We start from the raw sequence: 15,065 nt of genomic DNA, 5'->3' as shown, positions 1-15,065 counted from the left end.
CTACGTTGTGGCCACACCCGGCGTACCCGCAGACCCCCTGGAAGTGGTGCACATGGTCTCCCCCGCAGCGAGCAGAACGAGCCCCTCCGGCATCCGCAGGATCGTCGCCGCCAGTCTCATCGGCACCACCATCGAGTGGTACGACTTCTTCCTCTACGGCACCGCCGCCGCGCTCGTGTTCAACAAGCTGTTCTTTCCCACCGGCGATCCGCTGACCGGCACCCTGATCGCGTTCATCACCTACGCCATCGGGTTCCTCGCCCGGCCGCTCGGCGGGGTCGTGTTCGGGCACTTCGGGGACAAGGTCGGGCGGAAGAAGCTGCTGGTGCTCAGCCTGCTCATGATGGGCGGGGCGACCTTCGCGATGGGGCTGCTGCCCACCTACGCCAACATCGGCGTCGGGGCGCCCGTGCTGCTCACCGTCCTGCGGCTGGTGCAGGGCTTCGCCCTCGGCGGGGAGTGGGGCGGGGCGGTGCTGATCGTCTCCGAGCACGGCGGGGCCGAGCACCGCGGGTTCTGGGCGTCCTGGCCGCAGTCCGGTGCGCCGGGCGGGAACCTGCTGGCCACCGGGGTGCTCGCGCTGCTCGCCGGCGTGCAGTCCGATGCGGCGTTCCTGGCCTGGGGCTGGCGCGTCCCGTTCCTGCTGTCGGGTGTGCTGGTGGTCCTCGGACTGTGGATCCGGCTGTCCGTCTCCGAGTCGCCCGTGTTCCTCGCCGCGCAGGCCGCCCGGGAGGGGCGCAAGGCCGAGGCACCCGTCGTCCAGGTGTTCCGCCGCAGCCTGCGCCAGGTGCTGACCGCCGTCGGCACCCGGTTCGGCGAGAACATCTCCTACTACGTACTGACCTCCTTCCTCCTCGTGTACGTCACCGCGCACCTGGGTCTGCCCAAGAGCACCGCGCTGAACGCCGTCCTCATCGGCTCGGCCGTCCACTTCGTCACCATCCCGGCCTGGGGTGCGCTCTCGGACCGGATCGGCCGGCGCCCCGTGACGCTGATCGGCTCCCTCGGCATGGCCCTGTGGGCGTTCGCGTTCTTCGCCCTGGTCGACACGGAGTCCTTCGCGGTCATCACGGCCGCCGTCACCACCGGGCTGCTGCTGCACGGCGCCATGTACGGGCCCCAAGCCGCCTTCATATCCGAGATGTTCGACACCGACGTCCGCTACTCCGGCGCCTCGATGGGCTCGCAGCTCGCCTCGATCGTGGCCGGCGCGCTGGCTCCGCTGATCGCCGTCGAGCTCCTCAAGGACTACGGCTCGTCGGTGCCCGTGTCCCTGTACCTCTGTGCGGCCGCGGTGGTGACGACCCTCACCGTCGCCTTCGCCCGGGAGACCCGGGGCCGGGATCTGGCCCGGGCCGCGGGCCCGGGCACGCCCTCCGGCCGGAAGGCGCACGTTCCGGCCGCCGCGGACCCGGCCTGATCCGGCCCGGTCCGTCCCGGGAGAATGCCGCCATGACCTCCGCGAGGGAAACCGCCCTGCTCGAACTGCTCGAACTGCTCCGCCGCGGCGCACCGGCCGAGCAGTTCGCCCGGCCCGCGGCGGACGCCCGTACCGCCGGGGCGAGCCCCGCCGAGCAGGCCCTCGTGGAGGAGGCCACGCGGGTGGCGCTGGACATCCGGCGCACGCTGGACCAGCACCGGCGGCGCGAGGCCGAGCTCACGGCCCTGTTCGACACGGCCGGCGACCTCGCCGCCCTGCGCGACCTCGACGCGGTGCTGCGGGCCATCGTCCACCGGGCGCGGATGCTGCTGGGCACCGACGTCTCGTACATGACCCTCAACGATCCGGTGGCCGGCGACACCTTCATGCGGGTCACCGACGGCTCCGTGTCGGCCGCCTTCCAGCAGCTGCGGCTCGGCATGGGCGAGGGGCTCGGCGGTCTCGTCGCCCAGACCGCCCGTCCGTACGCCAGCGCCGACTACCGTACGGACGACCGCTTCCGGCATACGGACACCATCGACAACGGGGTGCGCGAGGAGGGGCTGCGCGGCATCCTCGGCGTCCCGCTGCGCGTCGGGACCCGTGTGATCGGGGTGCTGTACGCCGCCGACCGGGCGGTCCGCGACTTCGCGCCCGACGCGGTCGCGCTGCTCTCCTCCCTCGCCGATCACGCGGCCGTGGCCATCGACAGTGCGCGGCTGCTCGAAGAGACGCGGGCCGCGCTCGTGGAACTCGGGGTGGCCACCGAGACCGCCCGCGCCCAGAGCGAGGCGATGCGGCTCGCAGCCGAGACCCACGACCGTCTCACCCGCCTCGTGCTGCGCGGCGGGGACGTGGCCGACGTCGCCCGGGAGGTCGCGACCCTGCTGGGCGGCAGCCTGGTGGTGCACGACGCGGACGGCGCCGAGCTCGCCCGCGTCGGCGTGAAGCAAGGCGGCGCGGAGCGGGGCGACACCACGGAACAGGGCGGTGCGAGGCACGGCGGCGCGGTGCGGTGCGACGCGAGGCGGGGCGGCGCGGACCCGGGCCGGCCGCCGGAGCACGCCCTGGCCGCCTCGCGCTCCGGCGGCCGGGCCGTCTGCGTGGACGGCGTCTGGGTCTGCGCGGTCCTGGCCGGGCCCGAGCTGCTGGGGAGCATCACGCTCGGCGGCCGCGGAGACCTGCCCGACACCGAGCGGCGGCTGTTCGAGCGGGCCGGTCTGGTGACGGCGCTGCTGCTCCTGCTGCGGCGGTCCATCGCCCACGCCGAGGACCGGGTCCGCGGCGAACTGCTCGGCGACCTGCTGGCTCCGGCGGCGCCCGGCCGGGTCCGGGACACCGACAGCCAGACCCTGCGGGCCCGCAAGCTCGGGGTGAACCTCACCCGCCCGCACGCCCTGGTGGTACTGCACTGCGATGCCGCGCTGCGGTCCCGGCTGGCGGCGGAGGCGGCCCGCCACGCACGCGCCCGGGACGGCCTGGCCGGGCTGCACCAGGGCCGCGTCGTCCTCATCGCCCCGACGGACCGCCCGGGCCCGCTCGCCCGGTCGCTCGCCGCCGAGCTGGGTCAGGCGCTGGGCGCTCCGGTCACGGCGGGCTCCGCCGGACCCGCCGCCGGCCCCGACGGCCTGCCGGGCGCGTACGCCGAGGCGTTGCGCTGCCTGGAGGCCCTGCACGCCCTCGGCCACACCGGCGGCGGGGCCGGCCTGGCCGACCTCGGGTTCCTCGGGGTGCTCCTCGGGGACCGTGCGGACGTGGGCGCGTACGTCGAGCGGGTGCTGGGGCCGGTCATCGCGTACGACACCCGGCGCGGGACGGAGCTGGTCCGCACCCTGGACGCGTACTTCGCGCACGGCGCCAGCCTGGCCCGGACCAAGGACGCCCTCCACGTCCACGTCAACACCGTGGTGCAGCGCCTGGACCGGGTCCGGCAGATCCTGGGCGAGGACTGGAACGCCCCGGCGGGGGCGCTGGAGGTGCAGCTTGCGCTTCGGATCCTGCGCGTGGCGGCGGTCCGGCCACGCCGGGTGCCGTCGGCGCCGGATCCGCACGGCCCCGGGTCACCTCACCCGACCTCTTCGTAGGCCGCCCACGTCCCGAGGGTGAAGTCCGCTCCCCGGCGGCGGACTTCGACGGCGCCCGCTCCGCCGAAGTGGGCGGGTACGAGCAACTCGGCCTCGTCTGCGGCACGTTCGAGGATCCGGCGGCGGCTGGTGGCGGCCTGTGCGGCGTCCATGCAGAAGCAGCTGTTGCAGGCGGGTTCCAGGATCTGCACGGGGCTGTGCAGCAGGTCGCCGACGAAGACGGCCCGGTCGGTCCCGGACGCGAGCCGCACCACGGAGGATCCGGGGGTGTGCCCGGGCGCGGCCTCCAGCGTGAGGTGCTCGTCGATGCGGTGGGCGCCGTCCCAGAGCACGACCTGCCCGGTGCGGTGGACGGGCGCGATGCTGTCCTCGTAGATCAGCCGGTCGTCCTCGCGGACGCCGCCGCCGTACCGGTTCGCGGGCCCGAAGTGGTGGTCGTCGGCGGCCGGGACGAGGTACTGGGCGTTGGGGAAGGCCGGCACCCAACCCTCGCCCGACGCCACGGTGTTCCACCCGACGTGGTCACCGTGGATGTGGGTGTTGACGACGATGTCCACGTCCTGCGGCCGGACCCCGGCCCGCGCCAGCTCCCCCAGGAAATCGCCCTGCCGCCGGTGGAAGAGCGGCGAACCGGGACGCTCGCGGCCGTTGCCCACGCCCGTGTCGATCAGGACGGTCTTGCCTGCGCTGCGCAGCACCCAGGTCTGGAGCGCCAGGACGGCCCGGTCCTCGGCGGGCTCCCAGTGTTCCGGCGCCAGCCAGTCCTCGTTCTCCTTCCACACCTGCGCGCCGACGTCCGGCACGAGACCGGCCGTGGGCCCCAACGGCCCCTGCCATTCGACGACTCGGGTGACCTCGACGTCACCCAGCACGATGCTCTTCCTGCTCTCGGTCTTCATGCCGTCAAGCCTAGGAAGAGCCGGATGAGCCTCTCAATGCCTGTCCGGCTCAGGTGAATACGCGATCGTCTCACTGCTGATGCCGTGGGTACCCTGGCCCCATGGATGTGGTGAGCGACGCGATCGCGGCCGTACGGATCGGCCGGCCTTCCTCCAACCGGATCACCGTGCAGGGGAGTTGGTGCGCACGTCTCGCCCCGTACGACGGTGCGGGCTTCCACGTGGTGCTGGAGGGCGGCTGCTGGCTGCTCCCCGACGGGGGCGGTGCGCCCGTCTCCCTCGGCGCCGGCGACGCGGTGCTGCTGCCGCACGGTGCGGGGCACGTGATCGCCGACTCCCCCGCCGACGCGGCGACCGTGGCCCGGGCGGTGCCGTTCGAACTCCTGCCCTCGGGAGCGCTGCCGATCCGTGCCGCGGCCTGTTCCGGCGGGGTGGAGATGCTGTGCGGCAAGTACCGGCTCGACCGCAGCCGCGCCCACCCTCTGATGCTGGAGCTGCCGGAGGTGGTCCACCTGCCGAACCGGGTCGGTGCGTACCCCGAACTGCGGGCGGCGATCTCCCTGCTGGGCGGCGAGCTCGGCGGCGAGCAGCGGCCGGGCGCGTGCGTGGCGGTGCCGAGCCTGCTCGACCTCCTGCTCGTCTACATGATCCGTTCCTGGATGGCCGAGGGTTCGGGCGGAGCCTGGTCCGCGGTGCTGGGCGATCCCGTCGCGGCCGCCGCCCTGCGGGCCCTGCACTCGGATCCGGCCGCGCCCTGGACGAACGAGCGGCTGGCGGCCGAGGCGGGCGTCTCCCGGCCCACGCTGGCGCGCAGGTTCACCGCACTGGTCGGCCGCCCGCCGATGGCGTACCTCACGTGGTGGCGGCTGACGTACGGCGCCACCCTGCTCCGGGACACCCCGGACCCGCTGGCCGTGATCGCGCGCCGGGTCGGGTACGGCACTCCGTACGCGTTCTCCCATGCCTTCAGCCGGGAGTTCGGGACGACACCGGGCCGCTACCGGGCCGGCGTGGCGCAGGCCGCGTGACGGAGGGGCGGCGGCGGGCGCCCGGACGCCCGCGAGCGGCGGGGCGGACGGCCGCCACCGCCGCTCGGGACGTTCCGGTACCGGTGGCCGGTTCAGCGGCGTACCGGGCACTCCTTCCAGGAGAAGTGGTACACGGAGCTGATGCTGCCGTCCGTGGAGTCGACGGCCATGTAGCTGGTCTTGGAGGCGTCGGAGGTCCCGACCTCCGCGCGCAGCTCGGTGTTGATGTTGAAGTTGCGCTGTTCGCCGCAGGGGGCGAAGACGAGGGCCTGGATACCGGTGGTGTCGGTCACCTGCCAGTTGTCGTCGAGCGCCCCGTGGAACTGGTGGGTGCGGTTGGCGGTCTGGCTCATGCCCTGGAAGTAGTAGCTGGCCTTCTGGGTGCCGGTCGCGCCGGGCTCCAGCTTGCCGTAGCCCCGGTAGTCGACGTGGGAGACCGCGTAGGTGTAGCCCTGCGGGACGTGTACGAGGAGGGAGAGCTGGCAGTTCTTGCGGCCCTCGGTGGCGGCGACTCCCCCGCCGGCCGAGGCCAGGTATTCGCTGTAGGTGACGGTGAAGGCCGAGTTGTCGGGGGCCACGGCGACGGCGGCGGTGCCGGGGCGGCAGCCCGATCCGTTGACCGAGGCGACGTCGACGGCGATCCGGCCGGGGGGCGCGGTGGTGGCGGAGGAGGAGGGAGCGGTCGCCCCTGCCGCGGGCGAGAGCGTGATGAGGCATCCGGTCACGGCGGCGGCGGTCAGTGCGGTGCGAGCGGTGCGAAGTGACTTGATCACACCGCCATGGATAGCCAGCGCGGGCAGCCGCCGGGCGTCACCGGGTGCGCCGTCTCACCCGGTCGGACGGCCGGGTTCACCGAAGAAACGATTCAGTACTCCGGACCCGGGGCCGAATGGCCCACGCCCCCCACCTTCACCCGTCCCACACGCGTCATTTCACGCCAATAACGGCATTTCTCCTATTATGGGCACCCCGTCGACGGAGGAGAGCTCATGCCCGGTCCGCTCGCACGGCGGTCCGCCGTGCTGTCCGCCTGCGTGGCCGTGGCCGCCGCTCTCGCCTCCCTCACCGCACCTGCCCCACCCGCCTCCGCCACGGCAGTCGGGCACACCACCCCACCCGGCCACCACCAGCCGGACGAGGGCGCCGCCCGGACCGAGGCGGACCCCGACGCCGCCGCCCGGGCCGAGGCGGACCCAGACGGCGCCCGGATCGCGGTCGACGCCGACGAGGCCTCCGTCATCGGCGCGGAGCACGCCCGGGCGCACGCGCAGCGGCGCAGCGCGGTCAAGGGGCCCAAGGAGTACCCGCAGTCGAAGCGCACCGCGAGCCTGGCGGCCCTCACCGCCTCGCAGCAGCAGGCCAACGCCGCGTTCGACGCGGCGCAGGCCGGGCGGTTCACGGAGTTCTTCCCCTCCCCCGACTTCGGCGTCCACACCGCGCTGCTGCCCACCGGCAAGGTGCTGCTGTTCTCCTTCGAGCGGGTGGAGGTCGACCCCACCAAGGAGACCGGGCCCACCGACCGGATCGGCCGGACGAACGCGGGCCGCGCCTTCCTGTGGGACCCGTCCCGCGGCACCGGGGCCCGGGCGTTCAAGAAGGTGGAGCCCCCCACCGTCCTGATGCCCGACGGTACGTACGCCCCTCGCCCGGCTCCGTTCTTCTGCGCGGGGCACGCCTTCCTGCCCAACGGCATGGTGGGGGTCTTCGGCGGCAACACCGGCGGCAAGGGCGGCAGCGGCGCGAAGCTGTCCTTCGTGTTCGACCCGTGGACCGAGACCTGGTTCCGCAACCAGGACATGGCCGTCGGCCGCTGGTACCCCTCGGTCGTGACGGGCGCGGACGGACGGCAGATCATCATGTCCGGCCAGTCCGAGCGGGGTACGGGCACACCCACCCCGGTCGTCGAGCGCTTCCCCGCGCTGCGCCATCCCGTGCCCTGGCGGACGTACGACATCCCGGTCGGCCTGGCCGCCGAGCGGCTGCGCGCCGACGCCCCGTTCCGCAACGACTATCCGCACCTCTTCTCGCTGCGCGACGGCATGGTCTACGGCCTGGGCCGGGACGCCGACCAGCAGTGGCTGTTCGACCCGGTCAAGGAGACGCGCACCGACCTGCCCCGGCGTCCCGCCGACTTCCGCGGTTACGGCTCGGCCGTCCCGCTGCCCGCAGGGTTCCGCGGACCCGACTCGGTCCTGGTGCTCGGCGGCGATCCGCACGACCCGAACACGTACCGGCTGTCCGGCGGCCGGTGGACCACGGAGGAGCCGAGGGCCTTCGGCCGGACCCAGGACGACACGCTGATCCTCCCGGACGGCACGCTGCTCACCGTCAACGGGGCGCTGGACACCCGGGATTACGGACACGGACCGTTCAATCCGCAGGCCGACCTCTCGTACCGGCAGATCGAACTGCGCGACGCGCAGGGCCACTGGAGGCTGGGGCCGGCCCAACGGCTGCCCCGGGGCTACCACTCCAATGCCCTGGTGTTGCCGGACGGCCGCATGATGGTGACCGGCGACGAGCTCCAGCAGATCGCCAACGACCCCGACATCGGGGACGAGATGGACGGCAGCATCGAGCTCTACGAGCCCGCGTACCTGCACCGGGGCGGCCGGCCGGCCCTGGACCGGGCGCCCGGGGGCGAGCTGGGCTACGGGGCGGGGTTCGAGGTGAGCAGTTCCACCGCTTCCGCGGTCACCCGCGCGGTGCTCCTGGCTCCGACGACGGTCACCCATGCGGTGAACACCAGTCAGCGCCATCTGGAACTCCCGATCACGGGTGTACGGGGGTCCGCGATCGGGCTTCGGACGCCGCCGAGTGCGGCCGACGCCCCGCCCGGGTACTACATGCTGTTCCTGCTCGACGCCAAGGGAGTGCCGAGCACCGCGAAGTGGGTCAAGCTCGGCGGCCACCGGGAGCGGGGAGGCCGCCGGTAGCGGGGACCCCGCCGGTCAGGACCCGGGCGGGGGCTCGACCCGGGCCAGCCAGGCGGTGAGCAGCGTCTCCAGTTGTGCGGCCTGTTGCGTGGTCAGGCCGTCCAGCAGGCTGCGTTCGTTGTCCATGTGCTCGGTGAACGCCCTGTCGATCAGCTCGCGCCCGGCCGGGGTGAGGCCGACGACGCGGCCGCGGCCGTCGGCGGCCGAACGGCGGCGTGCGACGAGGCCGTCCCGTTCGAGCCGGTCGATCCGCTTGGTCATCGCGCCCGTCGTCACCATGGTGTGCACCGCGAGCGCGCCGGGGGCCCGCTCGTACGGTGCGCCCGCGCGGCGCAGGGCGGCCAGTACGTCGAACTCCCCCTCGCTCAGGCCGTAGCGGCGGTAGACGAGGTTCAGGCGGTCCGTCAGGAGCAGCCCGAGCCGGTGCAGCCGGCCGATCACGCCCTGCGGGGCGACGTCGACGTCCGGGCGCTCGCGGGCCCACTCGGCCTGGATGCGGGCGACGTGGTCGGCGGGCGGTCCCGCGGGGGCCTCTTCATGCGTCTCATCGGTTTCTGGCATCACCCCACCACTATAGCTTCCATGGAAGGTATTATAGCTTCCATGGAAGCTAATCTTCGGTGGTCGCTGGTGACGGCGGTCGCGCCGATCGCGTGGGGCACGAACTACTACGTCACCCGGGAGTTCCTGCCCGCCGGCCACCCGCTGTACGGAGCTGCCTTCCGGGCCCTGCCGGCCGGGCTGCTGCTCCTGGCCGTCTGCCGCGAGCTGCCCCGTGGTTCCTGGTGGGGGAAGTCCCTGCTGCTCGGTTTCCTCAACATGGGCGGTTTCTTTGCGCTGGTCTACGTCGCCGCGCAGCGGCTGCCGACGAGCGCGGCCTCGACCGTGATGGCGACCGCGCCACTGGTGATGATGCTGTTCGCGTGGGCGCTGATCGCCGAGCGGCCGGGGCCACCTCAGCTGACCGGCGCCGGGCTCGGCGTGGCCGGGGTCTCGCTGATGCTGCTCACCGGGGACGTGCCGGTGGACGCCCTGGGCGTTGCGGCCTCCGTGGCCGCCATGGCGATGTCCTCGCTCGGCTACATCCTCGCCAAGCGATGGAGCGGGGAGGCCGACGTGCTCTCCTCGACCGCGTGGCAGCTGCTGGGCGGCGGCCTCATGCTGCTGCCCTTCGCCGTCGGCGTCGAGGGATCACCGCCGGACCTCGACCCCCAGGCGCTGTTGGCGTTCGGCTACGTCACGGTCGTCGCGACGGCGCTGGCCTTCGCCGCCTGGTTCGCGGGGCTGCGGCGGCTGCCGGCCGCGACGGTGGGACTGCTGGGGCTGCTGAACCCGGTCACGGGCGTCCTGTTGGGCACGGCGATCGCCGGGGAGACGCTCACATTCCGACAGATCTGCGGACTGCTGCTGACCTTGGCGGGCATCCTGCTGGGGCGGAGGGGAGGATTCCTCACCGCTCGTGACGAGGGGAATTCGGCAGGTAGTAATTAGATGAATCCCTGACTGAATTACCGTCAACAAGGGTTCGCCCTATATCTCGATTTGATAACGAGATCTTCGAAAAGGCCTGGACCATTAACGGCCTACGCGCGTAACTCCCCTGCCGCAAAAGCAAATTGACTGTTCATCAAATCCAGCCAGCAGGTAACAGTCTGATATCTCGGACCCCATTCCCGTTTGTCCGAATTCTCCACCGCGCCCGTCTGGCAGGCTGCGGCGCACCCACTCCTCCGACCAAGGATTTGAGGTGCGCATGACTAGACATCGCAGGAAGCAGCGCGAACACCGGCGCAAGCCGCGCCGGTTGATACTCCTCACCGCCGCCATGGCCACGGCGGCGGTGATAGCGGGCGGCATCGCCTACTCGGGGCTCGGTGACGACGCCCAGGCAGGGACGCCCGCACAGGCCGACGCGGCCGCGGACACCCTCGTCCAGGCCGCCGCCGCACCGGCCCACGACGCTGAGCCGGCGCCCATCGTGGGCGAACCCGCCAACGAGACCGCCAAGGGCATGGTCTTCGACGGTCTCAAGGCCGCACCCAAGGGCGACCGCTGTGTCGGCGTCTACCGCACGGAGGCCGGTCTCTGCACCCACGGCCCCGACGCCCCGCCCAAGGACGTGGACATCAAGTCCGATGTCGCGCCCGTCGTGAAGACGAAGGCAGCGGCGGCCGACCCCGCGAAGCCCGAGTCCGGCGACACGGCCGCCGCGGCGGAAGGCAGCGGGCGTCCTCAGGACGCGCCCGCCGCCGACGCCCAGTCCGCGAAGGCCGCGCCCTCCGCTGCACCCAAGCCCGCCGCGGCCGGCAGCGGCCAGGCCGTCGCGGCCGGCCCCGCCGGCCAGACCGTCCAGTGCGACGGCGACGGCAGCACCGGCAACCGCGTCCAGGTCGTGTACGTCCACGGCTCCGACCGCGACCGCTACTCCGAGTACTTCGCCTCGTTCCGCAAGTGGGCGGCCGACGCCGACCTCATCTACTCGACGAGCGCCCAGGAGACCGGCGGCATCCGCCACATCCGCTTCGTCACGGCCGCCGACTGCACGCCGACCGTGCTCAACATCGAGCTCCCGGCCTCCGCACTCTCCGAGTTCAGCGCGACCAACAACGCGCTCGCCGACAAGGGCCTCAACCGGCGCGACCGCAAGTACATGATCTTCGCGGACACCCAGGTCTACTGCGGCATCGGCACCTTCGCGGGCGACGAGCGACCCGGCCAGGACAACCAGAGCAACTTCGGCCCCTCCTACGGCCGTACGGACTCCGGCTGCTGGGGCGGCCACACCGCGGCGCACGAACTCGGCCACAACCTCGGCGCGGTCAACAACAGCGCCCCCAACACCAGCCGCGGCGCCCACTGCACGGACGAGTGGGACGTGATGTGCTACTCGGACACCCCGTACTACCCGCAGATGCGCAACGTGTGCACCAACCAGGCCGCCGAGAACATCCTGGACTGCAACCACGACGACTACTTCCACACCAACCCCAAGGCGGGCAGCTACCTCGCCACGCACTGGAACATCGCCAACAACCAGTTCCTGATGAAGACCAACGGCGGTGGCGACGGCACGAACCCCGATCCGAACCCCAAGCCCACGCCGAAGCCCACCCCGACGCCGACCAAGAAGCCCACGGGCGGTCCCAAGGTGACGGCGGCCCAGATCCAGTCCAACTCCGTCGTGGTGAGCTGGCCGAAGGTCGACGGGGCCGCGTGGTACCAGGTCCTGCTGAACGGCAAGCACCTGACCTGGGTCCAGTCCCAGGCCCTGCGCATCTACAACCTCCAGCCCGGCACGGAGTACAAGGTCGCCGTCTCGGTCCGCGACGCCTCCGGCCGTGACAGCGGAGCCGGCCCGGCCGTCACCTTCCGTACGACCGGTGCGGGCGGCACCACCACGCCCGGCGCCCGCTACACCCTCGGCAACGGCAGCACCGGCATGGCCGCCGAAGTGTGGGGCGGCCGCAGCGCCGACGGCACCGTGCTCGTCGGTGGCCGCGCCAACGGCTACGCCCAGCAGCAGTGGCTGTTCGAGGACGCGGGCAGCGGCCTGGTCCGCATCAAGTCGGCCGTCTCCGGCAAGTGCCTGCAGACGGGCGGCGCCCCCGCCCCCGGCATGTGGATCGCGCAGCAGCCGTGCGGCGGCGACTCCGCGCAGCAGTGGAAGCTCTCGGCGCGCGGCGGCGGAATGAGCGTCACCGACGCGAGCGGCGGCTACGCCCTGACGGTGAGCAACCGCCCGTACTACGGCGACTGGCTGCTCGACCTCCAGCGCGCGGACGGCCGCGCCACCCAGGTGTGGACGGTCCAGAAGGCCGGCTGACCTTCCGGAGCCCGACCCGCCTCCCGCCGGTGGACGGCCGCCCCGCGCGGCCGTCCACCGGCCCCCTCATCTCCCGCACCACAGCACATCGCATCCCACCGCACCAGGAGCACCCAACGATGCGCACACGACGACACGCCCTCCCCGTCCGCACCGGACTCGGCATCCTGTTCCTGTTCCTCGCCCAGGCCCTGGCCCTGCCCACGGCCGCCCACGCCCACGGCGACACCGTCAAGGTCGTGGTCACCGGGCAGCGCGAAGGCCATGTCACCACCGAGATCACCTGGGAGAACGACGGGGACGCCATCGAGGAGGCGGTCGCCGCCACGGTGAACTCGACCAGCCCCGACGGATCCCGCACGATGGGGCCCTGGCGGCTGGTCCGCGATGCCGGCACCCGCACCGGCTGGAGCACGGCCGAGGTGCTGCCGCCCGGCACCTGGAAGGTCACCGTCGACGTGGGGTTCCCGTCCCTCGGGCACGGCGAGAAGGAGATCGCCGTGCCGGTCGTCGACCCGGCGCCGTCGGCCGCCACGCCGAGCGCGGCCGCACCGGGCAGCCCGTCCACCGCGTCGGACACGGCCGCACCCGGCAACGCGTCCACCGCCTCGGGCGCACCGGTCTCCGGCGCGTCGCCGTCGCCCGCGAGCAGCCCCTCCGCGGCCCCGGCCGGTGAGGGCGACGACACCACCATGTGGTGGACCACGGCGGGAGTGGCCGTGATCGCGCTGGCCGGCGCCGCCGCCGGTGTGCTGCTGCGCCGAGCCCGGGCCCGCAGGCTCTGACGGCCGCCGGGGCGGGTGGCACGGTGGCCGGAGCCGGCCCTGGGACCTGACATCCCAGCGGGCGCGCGTTGACAGTGGAATTCGCCGTGCCGTTCATTCGGTGCATGGACATCACCACCGCCGCCGTGCGCTCCACCACCCGCGTCGTCCGCCCCTTCCACACGTTCGAGGGCGAGGGCTTCCCCGTCCGCCGTCCGTTCCCGCAGCCGGAACTGCCGCTGGTCGACCCGTTCCTGATGGTCGACCAGGTCGGCCCGCACGTCCTGGGTCCGGGCGAGGCCAAAGGTGCGCCGCCGCACCCGCACCGCGGGTTCGAGACCATCCAGTACGTCATCGAGGGCGCGATGGAGGACATCGACTCCGAGGGGCACAAGCGCGTCATGAACCCCGGCGAGGTGCAGTGGCTCACCGCCGGGTCGGGACTCGTCCACCTCGCCCGCCCCACCCCCGAACTGCTCGCCGACGGCGGCCCGCAGCACCTCCTCCAGATCTGGGTGAACCTGCCGGCCCGGCTCAAGGCGACGCCGCCGCGCGTCCAGTACGGCTCCGCACCGGGCGACATCCCCACGGTCGTCACCGAGGACGGCGGCGCCGAGCTCACCGTGATCACGGGCAGCACGCACGGCGTGCGCGGCCCCTTCGAGACCCACACCCCGGTGCTGGTCGTCCATGCCCGCCTCGCGGCGGGCGGCCGCGCCGAGTTCACGGTCCCCGCCGGACACAACGCCATGGTGTACGTGCTGTCCGGGAACGCCGCCACGCCCGACGCCCAGCTCCCCGACGGCCACCTCGCGATCCTCGGCCGGGACGCGGAGCGGTTCGCGGTCGAGGCTCCCGGTGATGCGGCCGAGGTGCTGGTGCTGGCCGGTGAGCCGATCGGCGAACCCGTGGCCCGCAGCGGCCCGTTCGTCATGAACACCGCCGCCGAGATCCGTCAGGCCCAGGTGGACTACCAGCGCGGCCTGATGGGGCACATCGACATCTGAGCCCGCGTGCTCATCCCGGACCGGGCCGGCCGCAGCAGGGCCGGCCGGACCAGGCCGGGCAGGCCGGAACGGGCGCGCGCACATCCCGGTGCGGCGCCCGCGACGGCGCCGGGTGCGTCCACCCGCGCATGACCCCGGAGGTAATGGACCCGGTGGAGACGGCGGGGCGAGGATGGGCGGCACAGCGCACAGCCACCTCTGAAGGGACCACCGCGATGCCGTACTTCGAGAGCAGCACCGACGGAACCCGCCTCCACTTCGTGGACTACGGGCCGGCGGACGGGCCCGTCCTCGTCTTCGTCCACAGTGCGTACTTCGCCACGGAGATGTGGGAGTACCAGATGCTGCCGCTGGCGGCCGAGGGCTTCCGGTGCGTGGGTCTCGACCGCCGGGGACACGGCAGGTCCGACGACGTCTGGGGCGGCTTCGACCTCGACATCCTCGCCGGGGACCTGGGCGCGCTGCTCGACCACCTGGACCTGCGGGACGTCACCCTGATCGGCCACTCGGTCGGTGCGGCCGAGGCGGTCCGGCACCTGACCCTGCGCGGCACCGAGCGGGTGGCGCGCCTCGCCCTCGTCGCGGGGATGGCACCCGGACCCGCCCGTTCGACGGACCATCCGGACGGGGTGGCCCCGGAGGTGCTGGATGCGGTCAACGCGGCCTTCCGCGCGGACCGGGCCCGGTTCTTCGCCGAGGGCGCCGAGGCGTTCTTCGCCCGCCACCTGCCGGGACCGCCGGTCTCGGACGCGTACGTGGCGTACATGGTGGGGCGCTGTCACGGGGCGACGGCGCGGGCGGGCGTGGCACTGGGCGAGGTGGTGGCCGGGCTGAACCTGGTGCCGGAGCTGGTGAAGATCGACTGTCCCGTGCTGGTCGTCCACGGCTCGGACGACGTGTCCGCCCCGCTGGAGCTGACCGGCCGACGGGCGGCCGATCTGGTCCCGGGTGCGCGTCTGCACGTGTACGAGTACGCCGGGCACGGGCTGTTCGCGACGCACGCAGACCGCCTCAACGAGGACCTGCGGGCCTTCGCCCGGGCCTGAGGCCGGCCCCTGGGCCTGAGGCCGTTCGACTCCCGCGGCCCGTTCCGGGCTTCGCCGG

At 73.0% G+C, this 15,065-nt stretch carries 12 protein-coding genes; 9 read left to right on the top strand and 3 right to left on the bottom strand.

Going from position 1 to position 15,065, the window contains the following annotated elements:
* Positions 1 to 52 precede the first annotated feature (52 nt).
* Positions 53 to 1,420, top strand: a complete 1,368-nt coding sequence (locus ACIPK4_RS29420; protein ID WP_402317987.1) for an MFS transporter — start codon at positions 53 to 55, stop codon at positions 1,418 to 1,420.
* A 32-nt stretch (positions 1,421 to 1,452) separates the two neighbouring features.
* On the top strand, positions 1,453 to 3,504 hold the full coding sequence (locus tag ACIPK4_RS29415) for a helix-turn-helix domain-containing protein (RefSeq protein ID WP_402317986.1): 2,052 nt from the start codon (positions 1,453 to 1,455) through the stop codon (positions 3,502 to 3,504).
* Here ACIPK4_RS29415 and ACIPK4_RS29410 read toward each other — a convergent pair.
* On the bottom strand, positions 3,486 to 4,403 hold the full coding sequence (locus ACIPK4_RS29410) for an MBL fold metallo-hydrolase (protein WP_402317984.1): 918 nt from the start codon (positions 4,401 to 4,403) through the stop codon (positions 3,486 to 3,488). The genes ACIPK4_RS29415 and ACIPK4_RS29410 overlap by 19 nt on opposite strands.
* 101 nt (positions 4,404 to 4,504) lie before the next feature.
* Here ACIPK4_RS29410 and ACIPK4_RS29405 point away from each other — a divergent pair, with 101 nt between their 5' ends.
* A complete protein-coding gene (locus tag ACIPK4_RS29405) occupies positions 4,505 to 5,431 on the top strand; it encodes an AraC family transcriptional regulator (RefSeq protein WP_402317981.1) in 927 nt (308 codons plus the stop codon).
* A gap of 92 nt (positions 5,432 to 5,523) precedes the next feature.
* On the opposite strand, the gene ACIPK4_RS29400 is transcribed toward ACIPK4_RS29405, so the two are convergent.
* Entirely contained in the window at positions 5,524 to 6,204 is a 681-nt protein-coding gene (locus ACIPK4_RS29400; RefSeq protein ID WP_402317978.1) for a DUF4360 domain-containing protein, read from the bottom strand.
* Between the two features lie 216 nt (positions 6,205 to 6,420).
* Here ACIPK4_RS29400 and ACIPK4_RS29395 point away from each other — a divergent pair, with 216 nt between their 5' ends.
* Positions 6,421 to 8,367 carry a galactose oxidase-like domain-containing protein gene (locus ACIPK4_RS29395; RefSeq protein WP_402317976.1) on the top strand — a complete coding sequence of 649 codons (1,947 nt, stop codon included), beginning with the start codon at positions 6,421 to 6,423 and terminating at the stop codon, positions 8,365 to 8,367.
* Between the two features lie 15 nt (positions 8,368 to 8,382).
* On the opposite strand, the gene ACIPK4_RS29390 is transcribed toward ACIPK4_RS29395, so the two are convergent.
* Positions 8,383 to 8,928: a MarR family winged helix-turn-helix transcriptional regulator gene (locus ACIPK4_RS29390; protein WP_402317973.1), complete on the bottom strand. Its 546-nt coding sequence runs from the start codon at positions 8,926 to 8,928 to the stop codon at positions 8,383 to 8,385.
* A gap of 42 nt (positions 8,929 to 8,970) precedes the next feature.
* On the opposite strand from ACIPK4_RS29390, the gene ACIPK4_RS29385 reads away from it, so the two are divergent.
* The 5 genes from ACIPK4_RS29385 to ACIPK4_RS29365 all read left to right on the top strand — a co-directional run bounded on the left by ACIPK4_RS29385 (position 8,971) and on the right by ACIPK4_RS29365 (position 15,007).
* Positions 8,971 to 9,858, top strand: coding sequence for a DMT family transporter (locus ACIPK4_RS29385; RefSeq protein WP_402317971.1), 888 nt, complete (start codon positions 8,971 to 8,973; stop codon positions 9,856 to 9,858).
* Positions 9,859 to 10,120: 262 nt separating this feature from the next.
* Positions 10,121 to 12,190, top strand: a complete 2,070-nt coding sequence (locus ACIPK4_RS29380; protein WP_402317968.1) for an RICIN domain-containing protein — start codon at positions 10,121 to 10,123, stop codon at positions 12,188 to 12,190.
* Between the two features lie 119 nt (positions 12,191 to 12,309).
* Complete coding sequence (locus ACIPK4_RS29375) at positions 12,310 to 12,975, top strand: hypothetical protein (protein WP_402317966.1); 666 nt, start codon at positions 12,310 to 12,312, stop codon at positions 12,973 to 12,975.
* A gap of 104 nt (positions 12,976 to 13,079) precedes the next feature.
* The gene (locus tag ACIPK4_RS29370; protein ID WP_054224364.1) at positions 13,080 to 13,961 is read left to right on the top strand and encodes a pirin family protein; all 882 of its coding nucleotides are present in this window, start codon (positions 13,080 to 13,082) and stop codon (positions 13,959 to 13,961) included.
* A gap of 215 nt (positions 13,962 to 14,176) precedes the next feature.
* The gene (locus ACIPK4_RS29365; protein WP_402317963.1) at positions 14,177 to 15,007 is read left to right on the top strand and encodes an alpha/beta fold hydrolase; all 831 of its coding nucleotides are present in this window, start codon (positions 14,177 to 14,179) and stop codon (positions 15,005 to 15,007) included.
* The last annotated feature ends 58 nt before the right edge of the window (positions 15,008 to 15,065 follow it).

The organism is Streptomyces sp. NPDC086989 (assembly GCF_044745505.1).
GTDB lineage: Bacteria > Actinomycetota > Actinomycetes > Streptomycetales > Streptomycetaceae > Streptomyces.
Note: the sequence above shows the minus strand (reverse complement) of the source record. Positions and strands in the feature narration are given on the sequence as shown.

Coding starts and splice junctions, on each gene's coding strand:
- ACIPK4_RS29405 (WP_402317981.1), top strand. CDS start 4,505: ATGGATGTGGTGAGCGACGCGATCGCGGCCGTACGGATCGGCCGGCCT.
- ACIPK4_RS29380 (WP_402317968.1), top strand. CDS start 10,121: ATGACTAGACATCGCAGGAAGCAGCGCGAACACCGGCGCAAGCCGCGC.
- ACIPK4_RS29375 (WP_402317966.1), top strand. CDS start 12,310: ATGCGCACACGACGACACGCCCTCCCCGTCCGCACCGGACTCGGCATC.
- ACIPK4_RS29390 (WP_402317973.1), bottom strand. CDS start 8,928: ATGCCAGAAACCGATGAGACGCATGAAGAGGCCCCCGCGGGACCGCCC.
- ACIPK4_RS29385 (WP_402317971.1), top strand. CDS start 8,971: ATGGAAGCTAATCTTCGGTGGTCGCTGGTGACGGCGGTCGCGCCGATC.
- ACIPK4_RS29365 (WP_402317963.1), top strand. CDS start 14,177: ATGCCGTACTTCGAGAGCAGCACCGACGGAACCCGCCTCCACTTCGTG.
- ACIPK4_RS29370 (WP_054224364.1), top strand. CDS start 13,080: ATGGACATCACCACCGCCGCCGTGCGCTCCACCACCCGCGTCGTCCGC.
- ACIPK4_RS29395 (WP_402317976.1), top strand. CDS start 6,421: ATGCCCGGTCCGCTCGCACGGCGGTCCGCCGTGCTGTCCGCCTGCGTG.
- ACIPK4_RS29420 (WP_402317987.1), top strand. CDS start 53: ATGGTCTCCCCCGCAGCGAGCAGAACGAGCCCCTCCGGCATCCGCAGG.
- ACIPK4_RS29415 (WP_402317986.1), top strand. CDS start 1,453: ATGACCTCCGCGAGGGAAACCGCCCTGCTCGAACTGCTCGAACTGCTC.
- ACIPK4_RS29410 (WP_402317984.1), bottom strand. CDS start 4,403: ATGAAGACCGAGAGCAGGAAGAGCATCGTGCTGGGTGACGTCGAGGTC.